At 65.7% G+C, this 19545-nt stretch carries 19 protein-coding genes; 13 read left to right on the top strand and 6 right to left on the bottom strand.

Annotated features, from left to right (window positions below; translation table 11 throughout):
• Positions 1-97: 97 nt before the first annotated feature.
• Positions 98-2527 carry a glycosyltransferase gene (locus AB6M95_RS06955; RefSeq protein ID WP_371386016.1) on the bottom strand — a complete coding sequence of 810 codons (2430 nt, stop codon included), beginning with the start codon at positions 2525-2527 and terminating at the stop codon, positions 98-100.
• Between the two features lie 52 nt (positions 2528-2579).
• Complete coding sequence (locus AB6M95_RS06950; protein ID WP_371386015.1) at positions 2580-2930, bottom strand: TraR/DksA family transcriptional regulator; 351 nt, start codon at positions 2928-2930, stop codon at positions 2580-2582.
• Positions 2931-3145: 215 nt separating this feature from the next.
• Between AB6M95_RS06950 and AB6M95_RS06945 the strand changes: the two genes are divergently transcribed.
• From AB6M95_RS06945 to metW, 8 genes are all read left to right on the top strand, one after another.
• Positions 3146-3589, top strand: coding sequence for a DMT family transporter (locus AB6M95_RS06945; protein ID WP_371386014.1), 444 nt, complete (start codon positions 3146-3148; stop codon positions 3587-3589).
• Positions 3590-3602: 13 nt separating this feature from the next.
• A complete protein-coding gene (locus tag AB6M95_RS06940; RefSeq protein ID WP_371386013.1) occupies positions 3603-4466 on the top strand; it encodes a UbiA-like polyprenyltransferase in 864 nt (287 codons plus the stop codon).
• A 23-nt stretch (positions 4467-4489) separates the two neighbouring features.
• Complete coding sequence (locus tag AB6M95_RS06935; protein ID WP_371386012.1) at positions 4490-5863, top strand: mechanosensitive ion channel family protein; 1374 nt, start codon at positions 4490-4492, stop codon at positions 5861-5863.
• A gap of 3 nt (positions 5864-5866) precedes the next feature.
• The gene (locus AB6M95_RS06930; protein ID WP_371386011.1) at positions 5867-6265 is read left to right on the top strand and encodes a rhodanese-like domain-containing protein; all 399 of its coding nucleotides are present in this window, start codon (positions 5867-5869) and stop codon (positions 6263-6265) included.
• Positions 6266-6389: 124 nt separating this feature from the next.
• Positions 6390-7214, top strand: a complete 825-nt coding sequence (locus AB6M95_RS06925) for a sulfite exporter TauE/SafE family protein (RefSeq protein WP_371386010.1) — start codon at positions 6390-6392, stop codon at positions 7212-7214.
• Between the two features lie 11 nt (positions 7215-7225).
• Positions 7226-7636, top strand: coding sequence for a MarR family winged helix-turn-helix transcriptional regulator (locus AB6M95_RS06920; RefSeq protein WP_371386009.1), 411 nt, complete (start codon positions 7226-7228; stop codon positions 7634-7636).
• 78 nt (positions 7637-7714) lie between these two features.
• Positions 7715-8896: a homoserine O-acetyltransferase MetX gene (gene metX / locus AB6M95_RS06915; RefSeq protein ID WP_371386008.1), complete on the top strand. Its 1182-nt coding sequence runs from the start codon at positions 7715-7717 to the stop codon at positions 8894-8896.
• Positions 8893-9495 (top strand): methionine biosynthesis protein MetW, encoded by a 603-nt coding sequence (metW, locus tag AB6M95_RS06910; RefSeq protein WP_371386007.1) that lies wholly within the window; start codon positions 8893-8895, stop codon positions 9493-9495. The genes metX and metW overlap by 4 nt, the downstream gene beginning before the upstream one ends.
• A gap of 298 nt (positions 9496-9793) precedes the next feature.
• Here metW and AB6M95_RS06905 read toward each other — a convergent pair whose 3' ends face one another.
• Positions 9794-10693 carry a LysR family transcriptional regulator gene (locus AB6M95_RS06905; RefSeq protein WP_371386006.1) on the bottom strand — a complete coding sequence of 300 codons (900 nt, stop codon included), beginning with the start codon at positions 10691-10693 and terminating at the stop codon, positions 9794-9796.
• Positions 10694-10829: 136 nt separating this feature from the next.
• Between AB6M95_RS06905 and AB6M95_RS06900 the strand changes: the two genes are divergently transcribed.
• Complete coding sequence (locus AB6M95_RS06900; protein WP_371386005.1) at positions 10830-11678, top strand: DUF169 domain-containing protein; 849 nt, start codon at positions 10830-10832, stop codon at positions 11676-11678.
• Between the two features lie 104 nt (positions 11679-11782).
• Here AB6M95_RS06900 and AB6M95_RS06895 read toward each other — a convergent pair whose 3' ends face one another.
• From AB6M95_RS06895 to AB6M95_RS06885, 3 genes are all read right to left on the bottom strand, one after another.
• On the bottom strand, positions 11783-13054 hold the full coding sequence (locus tag AB6M95_RS06895) for a glycosyltransferase (protein ID WP_371386004.1): 1272 nt from the start codon (positions 13052-13054) through the stop codon (positions 11783-11785).
• Positions 13054-14217, bottom strand: a complete 1164-nt coding sequence (locus AB6M95_RS06890; protein ID WP_371386003.1) for a glycosyltransferase family protein — start codon at positions 14215-14217, stop codon at positions 13054-13056. The genes AB6M95_RS06895 and AB6M95_RS06890 overlap by 1 nt, the downstream gene beginning before the upstream one ends.
• A 121-nt stretch (positions 14218-14338) precedes the next feature.
• Positions 14339-15451, bottom strand: coding sequence for a radical SAM protein (locus tag AB6M95_RS06885; RefSeq protein ID WP_371386002.1), 1113 nt, complete (start codon positions 15449-15451; stop codon positions 14339-14341).
• Positions 15452-15550: 99 nt separating this feature from the next.
• Here AB6M95_RS06885 and AB6M95_RS06880 point away from each other — a divergent pair, with 99 nt between their 5' ends.
• The 4 genes from AB6M95_RS06880 to AB6M95_RS06865 all read left to right on the top strand — a co-directional run bounded on the left by AB6M95_RS06880 (position 15551) and on the right by AB6M95_RS06865 (position 18911).
• Positions 15551-16330: a polysaccharide deacetylase family protein gene (locus AB6M95_RS06880; RefSeq protein WP_371386001.1), complete on the top strand. Its 780-nt coding sequence runs from the start codon at positions 15551-15553 to the stop codon at positions 16328-16330.
• Positions 16331-16447: 117 nt separating this feature from the next.
• Positions 16448-17305, top strand: a complete 858-nt coding sequence (locus AB6M95_RS06875) for a GNAT family N-acetyltransferase (RefSeq protein WP_371386000.1) — start codon at positions 16448-16450, stop codon at positions 17303-17305.
• Positions 17306-17350: 45 nt separating this feature from the next.
• Positions 17351-17926 (top strand): WbuC family cupin fold metalloprotein, encoded by a 576-nt coding sequence (locus tag AB6M95_RS06870; protein ID WP_371385999.1) that lies wholly within the window; start codon positions 17351-17353, stop codon positions 17924-17926.
• A gap of 73 nt (positions 17927-17999) precedes the next feature.
• Positions 18000-18911, top strand: a complete 912-nt coding sequence (locus AB6M95_RS06865) for a DMT family transporter (RefSeq protein ID WP_371385998.1) — start codon at positions 18000-18002, stop codon at positions 18909-18911.
• Positions 18912-19545 lie beyond the last annotated feature (634 nt).

Here is a 19545-nt window from a genome sequence, read left to right as displayed (position 1 = left end):
GGGAACCTTTCCCCAAAAGGTTCCCTGGCGGGGTCTGGGGCAGCGCCCCAGCCGTCGGAGACGCCGCCCGGCGAGGGCCCGCCGGAGGCATCCTTTCCTACGCGGCCACGTGGTCGCCGAATATCTCCCAGGTCTTCAAAAAGGTGGCGTCGAAGGTGCGGTTTTCGACGTGGGAGCGGGCTTTGCTGCGCATGTACTGGATGCGTTCCGGGGTATCGACCATATGGAGGATGGCGCGGAGCAGGGAGTCCACGTCGCCGGCGGGCACGATGAGGCCGGTTTCGTTGGGCAGGACGTTTTCGGCGGGGCCGCCCTTGTCGGTGACGATGACGGGCAGTCCCGAGGCCTGGGCTTCGAGGACCACGTTGCCGAAGGTGTCGGTGGCCGAGGGGAAGACGAAGAGGTCGGCGCTGGCGTAGGCCTGGGCCAGGGCTTCGCCCTTGAGCACGCCGGTGAAGATGGCCGGGGTGGAGCGCAGGGCGCGCTGCATCTCGGCCAGATAGGGGCCGTCGCCGACCACGATGAGCTGGATGGCGTCGCGCATGCGGGCGGCCTTGCGGAAGGCCTCGGTCAGGGTGTCCAGCCCCTTTTCCTTGGACACGCGGCCCACGTAGAGGAGCTTGGTGCCGCCGCCGATGTCGAACCGGCTGAAGAAGCCGTTGCGCTTGGCGGGGTGGAACCGTTCGGTGTCCACGCCGCGCGGGTAGGTGACGATCTTGCCGGGGTCGATGCCCCGGTCGATGAGCTCGAACTTGGTCGCCTCGCTGGGTGCGTAGATGACCTGCATCTGGTTGTAGAACCAGGACATGTAGCGCCAGCAGCCGTCTTCCAGGCCCGCGTCCTCGGTGAAGGCCCCGACGTATTCGGGGAAGGCAGTGTGGTAGGTGCCGTGGAAGGGGAGCTTGAGGATCTTAGAGATGGCCAGGGCGGCCAGGCCGACCGGGCCGGGGGTGGCGGCCAGGATGCAGTCGTACTCCTGCTCGAAGCAGTGGGTGAGCATGTCGAGGAACGGCGGGTAGGCCAGGGATATTTCGGGATATTCCGGGATGTCGAAGCGGCCCACGGGCTCGAAGGAGACCGCGCCGGGCACGTCGGCCTTGGCCCCGCAGGTGATGACGGTCATGTCCTTGCCGTGGCGGGCGACCATCTTGAGCTGCTGGCGGATTGTCCGGGCCACGCCGTTGATCTCGTCGAAGGTGTCGGTGAAGTGGGCGATCTTGAGGTCGTCGCTGGTGCGCGCGCTCTTCTTGCGGAAGCGGTCGAGGCACTGGTTGGAGAAGGCCCGCTCGGTGGAAAAGAGGTCGTAGCCCACGAAATAGGGGGCGAGCAGGGTGTAGAGGGAGCCCGCCGAGCCGATGGAGTGGAAGACGTCGAAGAGGTTGGCGCCGAGCACCGAGTTGAGGGTCCGGTCTGCGAACTGGGCGAGCACGCGGTTGGCGGCCAGGGAGACGAAGCGGGCCCATTCGCGTTCCAGGGTGATGACGTCGTCGACCTTGCCGCGCGCGATGCGCAGGAGCGTGGGGTCGTGGGCGATGATGTCGGCGGCCTCCTTGAGGAGCAGCCCCTGGACCGAATCGGTGGGGCCGTATTCGCGGTGCAGGGTGGCCTTGCCGCGCCCGATGATGCGTTGGAGCAGGGTGGACAGGGTCTGCTTGGGCTCCTCGCCGGGGTGCAGCGCGGCCTTGATGAAGCGGAAGCAGAGGTGTTCGGAGACCTCGGGCGAGAGGGAGCCGGTGCGCGAGCGGTAGAACTGGTAGGCGATGCCGTAGAGGTTGTGGGCCATGGTCCGGGGGGTGGCCGGACTTCCGGCGGGCCGCGAGGTGTGCTCGCGCAGGCCGGTCAGGACGTTGTTCAGGCTGGGCTGGCCCGGGAACACGGTGTGCATGCGCGCGATGTTCAGGGAGGAGTGGTCGTCGGACCCGCCGGTGATGCCCTTTTCCCACGGCTCGTCGCCGTAGGGCTCGATGTTGTGGGTGTTGGCCAACCGGTCGATGTCCAGCGGGGTGAGCCGGGCCACGATGTCGCGCAGGGTCTTGTTCTGGCGGGCGTCGCGGGTGCCGTTCTCCTCGAGGATGTTGAACAGGAGCAGGGCCTGTTCGAAATGGGCCGGGGTGAGCCGGTCGTTGACTGCGAAGAGCGGGTGGGCCAGGACGTGGACGATGTTCTGTTCGCGGAGATAGGGCACCAGGTCGAAGACGTTGTCGCGCAGGTGCTGGATGTCGTCGTGCTGGGCCTCGGTGATGTCGTAGGCGAGCACGTGGAGCTTGCAGCGGTCCTCGGGGAAGTATGTGGTGATCTCCTCGCTGACGAAGGTGTTCGGCAGGTGGGCGATCTCGAGCGACCCGGCGATGGTGTTGTGGTCGGTGATGGTGACCATGTCCATGCCCTTGCGGAGCGCGATGTCGTAGAGGCGTCGCGGCTCGGTGAAGCTTTCGGGGCAGCCGATCTTCTGCAGAATCCACTGCGACGGGCGCGTGGAAAACCGTGAGTGGACGTGCATGTCCACCTTGAACAGGGGGTCAGCCATGGTGTCTCCGTTGCGGCGGGCAGGCCGCCGCGGTAAGTCGTTCGGCGTCTTGCTAGGCGCAGCGCCGGTTCAGCCCGTCGTCCTCGGCGGCCTGGCAGTGCACGCAGAGGCGGGCCGAAGGGTTGGCCATGAGCCGGGCCATGCCGATCTCCTCGCCGCACTCCTCGCAGATGCCGTAGTCGGAATGGGACAGGCGCTTGAGGGCCGCCTCGATCTCCCGGATGCGGGCCACCCGGCGGCGTTGCATGGCCACTGACAGGCCGTGCTGGGCGAGCTGGGATGCGAAATCGGTGTCGTCGGGGCAGTTTTCGAGGGCGGTGATGCCGCCGTTCAGTTGGCCGTTGATGTTGTGCAGGCCCTGCATGAGGTGGGACCTGATTTCCCTGATCTGGTTCCTGGTCATGATACCTCCGTCCGATTGAGTATGAGTTGATCCTTCCTATTCCCTCCGGGACGGCCATGGGTGGCGCTTTGGTGACAGGCTTTCGACATTTACGTGCAATCCAACCGGTCGAAATCGTGGACTCCACGGGCAAAGGCCGGTACCATTCAAGATGAATGCAAAATGGTCTTGAATAACTCTTGAAAAAGTCTAGATATAATGAAAGGAGCCTCCCGATGAAATGGATGTATGTGCTGTTCGCGCTGGCGGCCGGGGCCATGATGCCGGTGCAGGCGGGCATCAACCTGCGCTTGCGCGGGGCCCTGGGCGATCCGCTCTGGGCGGCGGCGGTCTCCTTCGGCGTGGGCACCCTGGCCCTGCTGGGCTACCTGCTGGTCTCGCGCACGCCCGTGCCCACGCTCGGCATGGCCGGTTCGGCCCCGGCCTGGGCCTGGACGGGCGGGGCGCTGGGGGCGTTTTTCGTCTTCGCGACCATCGTTCTGGCCGGGCAGATCGGGGCCACGAGCATGATGGCCTGGCTGCTGGCCGGCCAGCTCATCGCCGCCCTGGCGCTGGACCACTTCGGCGTGGTCGGGTATCAGGTGCATACGGTATCCTGGCCCCGCGTCTTCGGGGTGTGCCTGCTGGTGGCCGGGGCCGTGCTGGTCAACAAATATTAACCGAGAGAGAACGATGAGTTTCGCCAAGGACCTGACCACCGTCTGCCGGATGGTCAAGATCGAGCATTCGGTCTTCGCCCTGCCTTTCGCCTACATGGGCGCGTTCCTGGCCGCCCGAGGCTGGCCGGGGCTGTACAACATGGTCGTGCTGACCGTGGCCATGGTGGCCGTGCGTTCGTTCGCCATGGCCTTCAACCGTTACGCCGACCTGGACATCGACCGCCAGAACCCGCGCACGCAGAAGCGCGAGCTGGTCACGGGCGAGCTGTCCACCCGGTTCACCCTGGTCTTCATCGTGGGCACGGCCGTGGTCTTCGTGGCCGCCTGCGCGCTGATGAACACGCTCTGCCTGATGCTTTCGCCCGTGGCCCTGGTCATGGCCGCGTCCTACAGCTTCTGCAAGCGGTTCACCTACTGGTGCCACTTCGTGCTCGGCTCGGTCCTGGGGCTGGCCCCGGTGGCGGGTTGGATCTGCGTGACCCCGTCCATCTCCCTGACTTCGGTCCTGCTGTTCTGCGGCGTGACCCTGTGGGTGGCCGGATTCGACCTGCTCTACGCCAGCCAGGACGCGGACTTCGACCGCGAGCACGGATTGTGGTCCATCCCGGCCCGGCTGGGCATCCCGGCGGCCCTGGGGGTCTCGACCCTGAGCCACGTCGTGGCCGCCGCCTTCTTCCTGCTGGCGGGCTGGGCCGCGAGCCTCGGCGGCATCTACTTCACGGTGGCGGTGCTCACGGGCGTGGTCCTCATGGCCGAGCACCTGCTGGTCAAGGCGGACGACATGAGCCGGGTGAACGTGGCCTTCTTCACTATGAACGGGGTCATCTCCGTGGTCCTGTTCATCGCCACGGTCGTTGATCTGGCCGTCCTGGGCTGATAGTCTAGGCCCCGAGGGTTCCCATGGAAGAGCAGCTGTCGCCGATCATGGCCAAGATAACGGAGATTCTTCTGTTTCTGCAGAATTGGCTCCAGACCAATGTGCTGACCTGGCGCACGGCGGCCCAATGGCTGTGCGCGCTGGGGGCGCTGCTCCTCTCCCTGGCCGTGTGGCGCGTGGTCCGGCCCCGCCTGGAGCGCTGGCGCTACGCCCACGTGCACAATCCGCTGGGCCGGGGCGCGCTCTACGTGCTCATCCAGACCGGCGGGCTGATCCTGTTCATCATGCTGGCCCAGATCGCGGCCGGGGGTTTCGAGCTCCTGGACTACCGGCCGTGGGTTCTGGACGCCCTCAGCCAGCTGACCGTGGCGGGCATCGCCATCCGCCTGCTGGCCCTGACCATGCCCAACAAGGGGCTGGCCCGGAGCACGGCCACCGTGGTCTGGGTCTTTGTCGGTCTGCACATGCTCGGCCTGCTCACCCCGTTCACCAATTTCCTGCAGAACCTGTCGTTCTCCCTGGGAGACACCAAGTTCACGGCCCTGGGCGCGCTCAAGGGGCTGATCCTGGCCGTCATCTTCCTGCAGGCCGCGGTCATGCTCTCCAGGTTCGCGGTGGGCCGCATCGGCAACATGCGCGACGTCTCGCCCTCGGTCCAGGTGCTGCTCGGCAAGACGGTCAAGGTGATCCTGTTCACCGTGGCCATCCTCATGGCCATGTCCAGCGTGGGCATCGACCTGACCAGCCTGGCCATCTTCTCCAGCGCGCTCGGCGTGGGCATCGGCTTCGGGCTGCAGACGATCATCTCCAACTACGTGGCCGGGATCATCCTGCTCATGGACCGGTCCATCAAGCCGGGCGATACCATCGAGGTGGGCGGCGTGTTCGGCGTGGTCAGCGGGGTGTACGGCCGCTTCTCGTCGGTCAAGACCCGCGACGGCAAGGAATACCTGATCCCCAACGAGCACTTCGTGACCAACGAGGTCATCAACTGGACGTACTCGGACACCAACATCCGGCTCAAGATACCGGTGGGCATCGCCTACGAGTCCGACGTGAACAAGGCCCTGCGCCTCATGGAGGAGGCCCCCAAGGGCATGAAGCGCATCCTGACCTCGCCCGAGCCGAGGGCCATGCTCATCGAGTTCGGCGACAGCTCGGTCAACCTGGAGCTGCGGGCCTGGATCGCGGACACCAACGACGGGGTGACCAACATCAAGAGCGACGTGCTCCTGCGCATCTGGAACCTGTTCCATGAAAACGGCGTGGTCTTCCCGTTCCCGCAGCGGGACGTGCTCCTCAAGCCCGGCTCGGCCCTGGCCGTGACCGTGGACCGGGGCGGACCGTCCGAGCCCGCCGACGCACCGCCCGAGCCCCCCGCAAACCCCGAGGAGTAGCCCGTGCGCACCCTGACCGCCATCCTCATCGTCGTCGCCCTGTTCGCCCTGTGGGACGTGTGCTGGTGGCTGGCGGGCGTGCGCCCCGTGTCTCCGTGGGCCCTGAGGGCGGCCCTGAAGAAGGGCGCGCCCCCGATCCTCGTCGACGTGCGCACCCCCGGCGAATACGAGCTGTTCCACATCCCCGGCGCGGTCAACGTGCCGTATCCGGCCACCCTGAACGGGCTGGCCCTGGCCGCGCCCGACCCGGACAGGCCCGTGGTCGTCGTCTGCATGACCGGGCACCGCTCCCCGCCCACGGTCCGCCAGATGCAGAAGGGCGGCTACACTAGTGTCCGGAACCTGACCGGCGGCATGGCCGCGTGGGTGCTCTTCGGCGGCGGGACCGTCTCCGGCGGCTGACCTCCATCCCGTTGAAACGGTAGGCCGTTTCATGGCGCGGACAATTAGCTTGACACTCAAACTAAATCCCGATTAGAAGGTTTGAAAGTCAAACAATACTGCTTTCAAACAAGTTGGAAGGTCTATGCAATTCGATTCCATATTCTGGGTGGCCCTGCAGTCGAGCGTCGTCCTCGGGCTGGTGCACGGGATCAACCCCTGCGGCCACTCCTGGCTGGTTCTGGCCCCGTTCGTGTACGGCGAGAAACGCGGCGGGCGGGTCCTGGGCCTGACCCTGTCGTTCATCGCCGGGACCACCCTGGCCTGCCTGCTCATCGGGCTGACGCTCGGGTCGGTCTCTCTGGCCATCCCCAAGTCCATCACCCTGTACGTGGACGTGGCCACCTTCGTGGTCCTGCTCGTCCTGGGGCTGATCCTGATCGTCAGGCCGCACCTGCTGCACAGCCACGACCATGACCACGACCATGACCATGACCACGACCATGGGCACGACCACGATCACGACCATGAACAAGCGCACGTCCATGCCCACGACGATCACGGGGAGCCGGGCCATGATCACGATCATCACCACCACGACCACGATCATCACGAGGCCGCCTGCACCGGCCGCTCCTGCCCCGGGCACGGGTGCAAACCGGCCGCCCGGGCCATGACCGTCTGGGGGCTGTTCACCATCGGGTTCGTGAACATGATCGTGCCCTGCCCGACCGTGGCGCTCATGTACACCTACGCGCTCGACTCGGGCAGCGTGCTCAAGGGCACGGCGGTCTTCGGGGTCTACGCCGTGGCCACCGGGATCACCCTCGGCGCGGTCATCTTCGCCATCTACAAGGCCGCCGGGCTGATGCGTACCCTGACCCAGGAGTGGATCGAACCTTTGGTCATGCGTGCCGCCGGGGTCATGACCATCGCCTTCGGGGCCTACAGCTTGTATACGTCCATCTAGAGGGAGGGGACATGGTCGGCAGAATCAACCACGCCATCGTGGAGTTTTTCGAGAAGCTCTCGTCCTGGGAGCACGACGTGGTCCGCGAGAAGGGCATGACCCTGCCGCAGATGCACACCCTGGAGGTGCTCGGCATCCACGGGGCCATGCGCATGAAGGAACTGGCCGAGGCCATGGGCATCACCACCGGCACCCTGACCGTGCTGGTGGACCGCCTGGAGGACAAGGAGTGCGTGCGCCGCGTGCCCCACGACACGGACCGCCGGTCCATCAACGTGGAGCTGACCGAGCAGGGGAAGGCGCTGTTCGAGGAGCACGACCGGCTGCATCTGCGCCTGACCGAGGAGCTGACGGCCGCCTGCCCGCCCGAGGACCGCGAGGCGCTCCTGCGCTGCCTGACGTCCATGAACGCGCAGTTCTAGGACGGATGATCGTCGCCATCACGCATCGCGATGGGTGCGCCATTGACCGCGCCCGCCGCCTGCCGTATTTTCTCCGGCATGAGCGAATATATCGACCAGATCGAGACCGGCGAGTCCGTGGGGCTGGTGGAGAAGCGGTTCTTCACCTTCGGCGCGGACGAACCGCTGGTGCTCGAATCCGGGCGCAGGCTCGGGCCGGTCACCCTGGCCTACGAAACCTGCGGAACCCTGAACGCGGACAGGACCAACGCCATCCTGGTCTGCCATGCCCTGACCGGCGATTCCCACGTGGCCGGGTTCTATGACCCGGACGACCCCAAGCCGGGCTGGTGGGACCTCATGGTCGGGCCGGGCAAGCCCATCGACACGGACAAGTATTTCGTCATCTGCTCCAACGTCGTCGGCGGGTGCATGGGCTCCACCGGGCCCACGTCCGAGAACCCGGAGACCGGCCGCCCGTACGGCGCGTCCTTCCCGGTGGTGACCATTGGCGACATGGTCCGCGCCCAGCGCCGCCTGGTCGACTCCTTCGGCATCGATACGCTGCTGGCCGTGGTCGGCGGGTCCGTGGGCGGCATGCAGGTCCTGGAGTGGTCCGTGCGCTACCCGCACCGCGTGCACGCGGCCATCCCCCTGGCCACCACCACCAAGCACTCGGCCCAGGCCATCGCCTTCAACGAGGTCGCCCGCCAGGCGATCATGGCCGATCCCAAGTGGAACCGGGGCGACTACTACGAGTCCGGCCGCCCGGAGCACGGGCTGGCCGTGGCCCGCATGGTCGGGCACATCACCTACCTGTCCGACGAGTCCATGCGCCACAAGTTCGACCGCAGGCTCCAGGACCGCGTGGAGCTGTCCTTCGACTTCGAGGCCGACTTCCAGGTGGAGAGCTACCTGCGCTACCAGGGCAACAAGTTCGTGGACCGCTTCGACGCCAACTCGTTCCTCTACCTGACCAAGGCCGCCGACTATTTCAACCTCGAGAACCACTACGGCGAGGGCTCCCTGGTGGCCGCCTTTTCGCGCGCCTCCTGCCGCTACCTGGTGGTCTCGTTCACCTCGGACTGGCTCTATCCGACCTACCAGTCCAAGACCATGGTCAAGGCCATGAAGAAGAACAGCCTGGACGTTTCGTTCTGCGAGATCGAGGCCCCCTGGGGGCACGACGCCTTCCTGCTGCCCAACACGCGGCTCTCGGACCTGCTCTCCGGCTTCCTGAACAAGGTCTGCCTGCACTGCCGCATCGGAGGCCCCGCATGAGATTCGACCTCCAGGTCATCGCCACCTGGATAGAACCGGGCAGCCGCGTCCTCGACCTCGGCTGCCGCACCGGCTCGCTGCTCGCCCACCTGACCGAGGAGAAGTCCATCATCGGCACCGGCATCGAGATCGACGAGGAGGCCGCGGGCCGGGCCATCGCCAAGGGCCTCTCGGTCATCCACGGCGACATTTACGAGGAGATCGAGGACTACCCGGACAACGCCTTCGACTACGTCATCCTGTCCCAGGCGCTGATGCAGGTCCTGGACCCCGAGACGCTCATCCGCGAAATGCTCCGCGTGGGCAGGCTCGGCATCGTCTCCTTCCCGAACTTCACCCACTACCGGAACCGTCTCCAGATGCTCTTCACCGGACGCGCCCCCATGTCCAAGGAGCTTCCCTACGAGTGGTACAACACGCCCAACATCCGGGTCATCCCGATCATCGACTTCCGCCGCTTCTGCAAGCATCTGGGCGTGCCCATCGTCAAGGAGGTGGCCATCTCCACCCATCACCACGACGAACAGGGCAAGGTCATCACCTGGCTACCCAACCTGTTCGCCACCTTCGGCATCTTCATGCTCGGCCAGGCGCGCTAAGCGCCTGACCTTCTCGCCTGCTCGCGGCTTGCGATAGCGGGCCATCCGCACATTTTTCGCGGTCGAGCCAATCCTCACGTAGGCGGCTACGCTGCGGTTGTCTCGCCCGCGAAAAATGCACGGCTGACCCACTCTCCCAAGCCTGATGACGCCGGGGGGATTGAGAGGGGGGAAGGTTTGGGTCCGTTCGAACGCGGCGAGACAGAAAAGGTTTTGGAGATTCCCAAGAACCGTTTTCAGCGGCGGCTCTTGGCGAGTCCTTAAGCTTTGGAGATGGCGGCAGCAGCGATAAAGGTTCTCAGGCCGCCGGGGGCATTCCCTGCCCGACGCCGGCCAGAATGTGGTCCACGAACAGCCGGACCCGCTGGGGCAGCTGGCTGGAGCCCATGACCAGGTTCACGTCGTGCGCGAACCCGCCGCTCCACTCCGGGAGCACGCGGACCAGCCGTCCGGCCTTCTCGTCCGCTTCCGCCCGTTCCTTCCGGATCAGGGTGACGCCGTGCCCGGCCAGGGCGAAATCACGGCACATCTCCACCGAACCGAAGGTGTATTGCGGGATCACCTCCACGGTCACCTGCCGTTTGCCGTTGTGCATGGGCCAGCGCCGCCCGAACCGCTCAAGCACGATGCACGGCAGGCGGGCCAGGTCGCGGGGTTCCTCGGGGACGGGATAGCGCTCGAACAGCCCGGGCGAGGCGTAGAGGAACGGCTCGACGGTCAGCAGCCTGCGGGCCACCAGGGACGGCGCGATGGTTGAGCCGATGAGAACGGCCACGTCATAGGGATCGGTGCGCATGTCCACGGGGTGCTCCACGAAGGTCAGCTCCATCTGGATGTCGGGCCACTTGGCCGCGAAGTCCAGCAGCGTGTCCTTGAGCAGGTGCTCGTAGGTGTCCTGGAACATGCAGACGCGGATCAGCCCGGACGGGTTCCGCATGTTCCCGACCACGGACTCGTAGGCCTTGCGCACCTCGTCCAGGATGTAGCCGCAGCGGTCCAGGAGGTACGCCCCGTTGTCCGTGGGCTCCACGTTGCGCGTGTCGCGGTAGAAGAGCGGCATGCCCATGCGCTCCTCGAGCAGCTTGATGCGCCGGGACAGGGTCGATACGCCGATACCCAGTATTTCCGCCGCCTTGGTAAAGCTCTTCTGTCTCGCGACCTCCACCAGCAAGGGAACGTCGGCCAGAAAATCCTGCATGATTATGCCCCTCCATGGAAAAGAGTTTTCCGTAAAGGCTCTTTATTTTACTCATGGGCATGGTATGAGAAGGCATGTCAAAAGACAACCTTCCCGCGCAAGAGCGGGCACGGACGTAAAACCACAGGAGCAAGACATGACGATGCAAACCATGTTGGACGGCACGGCCGCCTTTTTGGATTATCTGGGCCTGAACGAGGAGCCCTTCGGCGTCCACTACGCCGATACCCTGCCGGAGAACGCCTACGGCCCGAGGACCGGCGTGCCCATCTCGCGCGAGCTGGAGGACCGGCAGGAGCTGGACATGCAGGAGGTCATGAAGTCTTTCTCCTGCGTCATGGGCAACATCTGGCTGGCCCGGAAGAAGGGCGGGGCCGCGTTCGTCTCCACGGAAGAATACGGCTGCCTCGGCGGCGTGTACTATTCCGGCATGCTGAAGCCCCATTTGCGGTTCATCGAGCACTACGTGTCCACCGGCTTCGAGGGCACCCCGCTCCAGGGCGAACGGTACATGCCCAACCCGGACGCCATGCGCGACTTTCTGCTCGAGGTGAACCCCCGCAAGGCCCCCGGCAAGTACTGCATCTTCAAGCCGCTCTCCCGATTCAAGGACGGCGAGGAGCCGGAATTCGTCATCTTCTTCGCCCGGCCCGAGGTCCTGACCGGCCTGCACACCCAGGCGGCCTTCACCACCGGCGACATGGACTGCGTGGCCTCCCCGTTCGGCGCGGGCTGCACCAACATGATCGCCTGGCCGCTCTATTACAAGGAAAGGGGGGTGGACAGGGCCGTCATCGGCGGGTTCGACCCATCGGCCCGGAAGTTCATGAAGACCGACGAGCTGACCTTCACCGTCTCCCTCGGTCTCTATGAAAAGATGCTGGCCGCCCTGCCCGAGTCCATGTTCACCCACGAGACCGATTGGAAGGGCGTGCGCAAGAAGGTCGAGCGCAGCGCCAAAGCATGGGGCGAGGCCGAGTCCTGAGAATGGGCATGCCGGTGATTCCGCCGGCCTGCTGCGGATATCGTGGGGGAATGGACGAACTGATCTGGGCGCGGCGATCGAGGCCGCGCCTTTTTCCTGTCCGGCTATTCGCCGCAGGGCACGCCGTGGGACTTGTAGATCTCGCCCAGGTCGCGGATGAGCTTCTTGTTGTTGAAGACCGCATGGGCGCGTTCGACCGCGGCCGGGATGATCGTCCGGCGCAGGTCGTCGTCGGTCAGGGCACGGCGGATGATCCCGGCCAGGGCGTCGGGGTCGTTGGACGGGCAGAGCAGGCCGGTCCGTTCGTGGGTGACGAGCTCGGGCACGCCGGACACGTCGGTGGCGGCCACGGGCACGCCGGTGGCCATGGCCTCGGCGACCACGTTGGGGATGCCGTCGCGGTCCCCGTCCCTGGCCTCGCGGCAGCCCAGCGTGAAGCAGTCGGCGTGGTTCAGGAGCTCGATGACCTCGTCGTGGGTGATGGTCCCGGGCAGGGTGGTCACGTCCTCCAGCCCGAGGGAGCGGACGAGGTCGCGGACCCTGCGGTTGAACTTGGCCTTGCCCTCGCCGACCAGGGTGTAGCGGAAGTCAAGCCCCTGTCCGCGCAGCCTGGCCAGGGCCTCGAGCACGGTGTCCAGCCCCTTCTTCTCCACGAACCGGGCCACGGTCAGGATGTGGTATGGCGGTTCGGCCTCGGGTCGGCGGCCGTTGGGCGAGAAGAGGTCGAGGTTGATGCCGTGGTACACGCAGTGGATGGGGTTGCCGTTCGCCACATGGTCGCGCAGGTACCGCTCGTTGTAGCGGGTGCAGGTGACCACGAACTTGGCGCGCTCGACCTTGTCCCGGATGCGCTCCGGGTCCTGGGTGTAGATGTCCTTGGCGTGGGCCGTGAAGGAGAAGGGGACGCCCGCCAGGAAGGCGGCGTACATGGTCACGGTGGTCGGTGTGTGGGCGAAGTGGCCGTGCAGGTGGGCCAGGTTCACGCCGTCGTCCAGGACCGACTTCTGCACGATGTAGCCCGCCTGGAGCATGTGCTTGACCCAGGTGTGCTTCTTGGGCGCCAGCTTGAACCGCTTGCGCATCAGCTTGAGGCACTCGCGGTAGCGGCCGGGCATGCGCAGGAACAGGCGGACGTTGTGGTAGAGCAGCCGGGGCAGCCCCCAGAGCATGGATTCGGGCAGGTAGGTGACCCGGGCCTTGATCCGCTTGATGGACTCGTGGGAGAAATTCTCGCGCGGGGCGCGCATGGAGTAGATGTGGATGGTGAAGCCCATCTCTTCGAGCAGGCGGATCTCGTTGGAGATGAAGGTCTCGGAAATGCGCGGATACCCCTTGAGCACCATGCCCAGGGTCTTCTTGCCGGAAGGGGCGGACATCAGCAGTGCTCGCGGAAGTATTGGAGGCGTTCGCGCATGACCTTGAGCCCGGTCATGGCGAAGGTGTCCAGGGCCGAGGTGTAGGGCGTGGGGTCATCGAGCAGGGCGTTGATCTTTTCGCGCATGGTCTCGGGCGTGACGTCGTCCCAGCGGATGTAGTCGCACAGCCCCTGGCCCTTGAAGACCTGGGCCCGGATGAGCTGTTCCTGGCGCGGATTGTCGCGGGGGATGATCAGGGCGGGCTTCTTCAGGGAGAGGATCTCGCACATGGTGTTGTAGCCGCCCATGGAGACCACCAGGTCGGACTTGGCCATGCGTTTCTCCATGTTGCGCACGAACGGCTTGATCTGGACCTTGAGGGCGCGGGCGCGGTCGGCCAGCTCGTCGAGCCGCTCCAGGGAGAGGAACGGGCCGGTGATCATCAGGGTCTTGAAGTCCACGGTCCCGTTGGTCTCGAGCATCTTGAGGTAGGTGTCGAGCACGGTGTAGCCGTCCCCGCCGCCGCCGATGGTGACGATGACCTGCTTGTGCTTGCGGCTGGTCTTGCGGGAGCGCGGGATGAAGCGCGGGATGTAGCCGGTGAACACGGTCTTGGCCGCGATGTCGTCCGGGAAGGCGTATTCGGTGATGGGGTCGTACATGGACTTGGTCCCGTAGACCCAGATCTCGGAGTAAAGATCGCGCAGGACCTCGGGAAATTTCTTGCGCTTCCAGTCGGCGCGGGTGGACTCGGCGTCGTCCAGGATGTCGCGCAGGCCGAGGACCACGCGCGAGCAGGGCAGGTGCTTGCGCATCCACTTCAGGGTCGGCAGGACCTCGCCCTTGAGCCCGGTGGGGACCTTGTCCACGATGAGCAGGTCGGGCTTGAAGCTCTTGGCCGTGGCCGAGATGATCTTGGTGCGGATGGAGATGGCGATCTTGGGATCGACCTTGATGGAGTGGGGCACGTAGACCACGTTGGTCTTCTTGATCATGCCGGGGATGCGCACGAAATCGATGCCGCGCGGCATGGTGTACCGGCCGACGATGGGCGAACCCGTGACGATGAGGATGTTCACCTCGGGCCCGACCAGGTTCCTGGCGATGGCCATGGTGCGGCGGATATGTCCCAGACCGTAGGTGTCGTGGGAGTACATCAGGATGTTGTAGGCTTTCGATTCCATGGGTATCCGCGGGTCACAAAAAAAGCCGGACAGTCCATCTTCTCCGGCAACGAGCACACATTATAGGCTTGTGCGGTTTCTGTCCAGAACAGGCCGGGGGCAATCCGCCATTTTCCGGAAATCACCGGGAGGCCGCGTCCGCGTTGACGTCCAGGCAGATGCCGGGGTCGAAGTCCGGCCCGTCCGCGCGGGCGCCGTCGAGGTTGGCGGCGTACAGCGGGTTGTCCGGCCGCGCCTTCAGGGCGCGCTCGAAACGGCGCACGGCCGCGTCCGCGTCGCCGCGCCGCCAGGCCAGCACGCCGAGGTTGTTCTCGCCGCAGGGATGGCCCGGCGAGGCCGCCATGGCCCGCTCGAAGGCCGTCAGCGAGGCGCCGTTTTCGGCCACCACCGCGAACTGGACGCCCTCCACCAGGGCGGCCTGGGCGTCGCTGAGGCGCACATGGTCCAGCCCCCGGCAGGGGCAGCGCTTCTTGGTGCACGGCGGGCAGCCATCAAAGAGGGTGACCTCGTCCATGACGTTGCCGAGCACGGTCTTGTCGCCGGGGCAGCGGAACACGGTCCCGTCCGGCTCCATGCGCAGCAGGGTGCGGCCCGCCGAGCAGGGCAACCCCTCGAAGTTGAAGGCCACCTTCCGGCCCTGTTCCGGATGGTCGGCGAAGATGGCCCGGGCCCGCTCGCCGTAGGCCTCGGGGTAGCGCCGCCCGTCGAAGCTCCCCCGGAAGGGGCGCGGGGTGATGCGGATGCCGTGCTCCGCGAAAAAGGCGACGTCCCGGTGGAAGCGCTCCTCCAGGGTGGGGTGGACCACGTAGTTGACGATGATCTCGAACCCCTTGTCCAGGAGCAGGCGGGCGTTTCGGATGAAGGCGTCCACGCCCTTGACCCGCTCGCGCTCCTCGATGTGCAGGGCCACGTACAGGTTGTGGACCCGCGCGGGGTCGATGCGCCGGGCGAACTCGGCGACCTTGGAGGACACCGACAGGTTGGTGTCGATGCCGATGACGTGGGTCGTCGTCAGGGTCTCGCAGATCTCGATGATGCCGGGATAGATGAACGGCTCGCCGCCGGTCAGGCCGACCTTCCACGTCTCGCCCGTGCCGTCGAGGAAGTCCTTGATGCGGGCCGTGTCCAGTGTCTCGGTGACAGGGGTGTTGTCGTGGGGAAAATAGCAGTATTCACAGCGGAAATTGCACTTCCGCGTCATGTTCCAGATCAGTGAGTTGCAGGGGACGTTCATGCCGTTCTGGCCTCCGTGCTTGGTCCTGCCACATTGTCCGTAAAAATGCCAGTGCGGGTGGTGGCTTTTATTGCCAAGCTCTGTTACAACCATCGTCCCATGACAGCCGACTCTATGAACATCCTGTTGCGTGAACTGGACGCCTGGAAGGACGCGGGTGCGACCGCCGAATTCTGGTGGCGTGACGACGACGCGGCCGAACCCACCGTGCCCCTTGACCGGCTCGTCTCCCTGAGCGGCCGGTTCGGCGTGCCCTGCGGCCTGGCCACGATCCCGGTCCGGGCGGGCGAGCCGCTGCGCAAGACCGTGTCCCACGCCCACCTCGTCTGGGTCCTGCAGCACGGCTACGCCCACAAGAACCACGCCCCGTCCGGCTCGGGCGCCTGGGAGCTCGGCCAGCACCGGCCCAAGTCCGTGGTCATGGACGAGCTCAGGCAGGGCATGGGCAAGCTGACCCAGCTGTTCAAGTTCCAGTTCGTGCCCGTCCTGGTGCCGCCGTGGAACCGCATCGACCCGGAGCTTTTGTTCTACCTGCCGGTCCTGGGTTTCCGGGGGCTGTCCTCCGGCTACAAGAAATCTCGTCCCGAGCCGCCCGCCGGTCTGCGCGTGGCCGACGCCCACTGCGACGTGCTCCACTGGAAGGACAAGCCCAACGTGCGTTTTGCCGGAACGGAGAAGTGCCTCCACTTGTTGGCGGACCATCTGAAGGACAAGCGTACGGGCGAGGCCGATCCCGGCGAGCCCACCTGCCTGCTGACCCACCACATGGCCATGGACGCGGACGCCTGGGCGTTCGTGGAGGCGCTCTTCGCGGCGACCACGGCCCATCCCTCGGCAAAGTGGCTTTCTCCGGCCGACATCTGGCCCTCCAAGGACTGATTCCGGCCCCGCGGGCAACCGATTCGTGTTGTTCGGCACCGAACTGGTAGGTTTCTGCTTGCACACTGCGGGCGAACGATCTACCGTCCCTGTCGAACCACTTCCCCGAGGATTGCCATGACCGCTACACTGCGTCCCATGAAGACGGCGGACATAGACGACGTCTGTACGCTCCTGCATGAGCATATGAATCCGAACTTCCCCGAGAAGCGTTGGAAGGCGCTTTTCTCCCCGGTCTGGTGCGCCGAAAAGCACGACCTGGGCATCGTGGCCGAAGATAACGGCCGCATTGTGGGCGTGCACGGCCACGTCTGCTCCTACCGGGTCATCGACGGCCACAGGGAGCGGTTCCGTAATTTTTCCTCCTGGTACATCCTCAAGGACTACCGCAGAAGCGGACTCGGCTCGGCCATGGTCGAGATGGCCTCCGCCGATCCCGAGGTGACCTGCACCGTCTTTTCCCTGTCTCCCAAGCAGACCGCGTTCTTCAAGACGCTCGGCATGAGCGTGCTCGATGAGGAACGGCTGCTGTGGCGCAAGACCGGCAAGCGGTACGACAACCTCGAGCTGGTCAGCGATCCGGTCAAGATCCGGCAGTGGTGCGACCTGGGTGACATCCGCGTCTTCGACGACCATCACGACCTGCCGGTCATCCCGGTTCTGGCCATGACCAAGTGCACCCAGTGCCTGCTCTTCCTGTCCCGCGCCGTCAAACACGGCGGCGTGGTCTACTACGACGTGCTCTACCGCTCCAATCCGGGCATGTTCACCGACCGGGTCCAGGACATCGCCGAGGCGCTTCTGCCCGACGAGGACTGCGTGCTGGCCGCGGACCGTCGGTTCACGGAGCACGACGCCGGGGGCGAGGTGGAGATCATCAAGTCCCCGAGGTTCTTCAAGTCCGCGCGGGTGCAGCCCAAGGATATCGACCTGGCCTATTCCGAGATTCCCCTGCTGGGGCTCAAGCTCGACTAACGTCCGCTCTTGCCCAAAATCGTCCTGCAGGGTAGATAACAGGGCATGAGCGAAGAAAAAACACATCCCACGGCCCTGGAAGCGCCCGAAGGCGACGTCACGCCCCTGACCCTGAGCCTGGTGGGCAGGCTGCTGGCCCAGTCCCGGCACAGCCCGCGCAAGCGCATGCTCCAGAAGCTGCACAAGTCCCTGGACGCCTCCGCGCACCGCATGTTCAACGCCATGCAGCCCGGCACCTACATAATGCCCCACCGGCACCTCGATCCGGCCAAGGAAGAGACCGTCCTGGTCATGGCCGGGTCCATGCTCTTCATCCGTTTCACGGACGACGGCGAGATCGCCGACCAGGTCCTGCTCCAGCCCGGCACCGAGACCTTCGGCGTGGACGTGGCTCCGCACGTCTACCATACCTACGTGCCGCTCAAGCAGGACACCCTGGTCTTCGAGTGCAAGACCGGCCCGTATTCGGCCGAGACGGACAAGGAGGTGCCTGACTGGGCCCCCCGCGAAGGCCCCGAGGCCGAATCGTACCTCCTGGAGCTGCTCAAGACCCTGGCCGCCAAGGCCAGTGCCGAGGCCGAGGCCGTCAAGGCGGAGCGGGGCGGAGAGCCGGACCAATAGCCGCGCGGCGGTCTTGCCGCCCGGCACCGAATACAGTACACGGGGTAAGTTTTTCCCGTAAGGAGATCTCCCCGTGAACACCCGCGCCCTCCGCGCCGACATCCTGCTTTTCGTCACCGCTGCCATCTGGGGCCTGGCCTTCGTGGCCCAGCGCGTGGGCATGGAACACGTCGGCCCCCTGACCTTCAACGGCATCCGCTTCGCCCTCGGGGCGCTGGCCCTGGTCCCGCTCATCCTGGCCATGGAAAGGCGGCGCGCGCCCGACAATGCCGGGGCGGACAAGAAACGCATGCTCATCGGCGGCGGGCTGCTCGGCATCGCCCTGTTCGTCGGGGCCTCCCTGCAACAGATCGGCCTGGCCGGTCCGCAGCTGGCCGGGTTCGGCCTGGAGGCGTCCACCGCGGGCAAGGCCGGGTTCATCACCGGGCTGTACGTGGTCCTGGTGCCCATCTTCGGCCTGCTCCTGGCGCAGCGGCCCGGCTGGGGCACCTGGATCGGCGCGGGCCTGGCCGTGGTCGGCATGTACCTGCTGTCCGTAACCTCGGACCTGACCATCTCCTTCGGCGACCTGCTGGTCTTCATCGGCGCGTTCTTCTGGGCGGGCCACGTCCTGCTCGTGGGCAAGCTTTCCCCCGGCCTGGACGGGGTGGACGCCATCAAGCTGGCCACCATCCAGTTCGCGGCCTGCGCGGTCCTGTCGCTCATCGGCGCGGTGGCCACCGAGGAGATCACCCTGACCGGCGTCGTGGGAGCAATCCCGGCCATCGCCTACGGCGGGCTCATGTCCGTGGGCGTGGCCTACACCTTCCAGGTGGTCGCCCAGCGCGACGCCCAGCCCGCGCACGCGGCCATCATCCTCAGCCTGGAGTCGGTATTCGCCGCCATCGGCGGCTGGCTGATGCTCGGGGAGGTGCTTTCCACCCGTGGGTTGATCGGGTGCGGGCTGATGCTCGGCGGCATGCTGTTGAGCCAGTTGAAGCCGTAGCGGCGTCTTCATTGCCTTTTGAGAGAAAAGGAAGGCCGCCCTTTTGGGCGGCTCTTTTTATGGGATAAGATGCGCGCCTGCGGCACGCGAGAGGCGCCGTGCGGGGCTGCGCCCCTGCACTTGCTCCATGCCCTGCGCGGGCGGCGGTTCTTTTTTGCTTGCCCAAAAAAGAACCAAAAAAGGGCCTTGCGCGCGGTGTGGCCGCCCGAAGGATCGTCGGCGAGAATCCGATCCGCTCGGGGCGGCTCCACACCGGGAAAAGTAGAGGGCGCGCCTTTGCGGGAAGCGAGCCGCTTTGGAAGTACGCCGGATCCCGGAGGGAGAGCCGCCACCCCTTCGCGGTCGGCTTCTAGGCCGTCGATCCAGGGCTCAAGCTGGTCTGCTCCTCTTCGGTCGCTCGGGTGTGGCGAGCGTGGATTATCGGGAGGGTGCACCTGGGTTCGGGACGCCCTGCAAAGAAAGCCGCTGTTGGACGCGGGGCGTCCAAGGCGCTCCACCGAGCTTGGGAGGGCTTATTGGTGGGCGGGATAACGGGCCAAACGCGATGGAATGAGACGACTTACAGCGACGGGCAATCGGAAGCGGGGCCTAGAGCCCGTCTCGGGCGGCAAAGCGCAGGCTGGATCGCGTCTGC

The organism is Pseudodesulfovibrio karagichevae, from assembly GCF_041414475.1.
GTDB lineage: Bacteria > Desulfobacterota > Desulfovibrionia > Desulfovibrionales > Desulfovibrionaceae > Pseudodesulfovibrio > Pseudodesulfovibrio karagichevae.
This window is presented reverse-complemented; position numbering and strand designations above follow the sequence as displayed.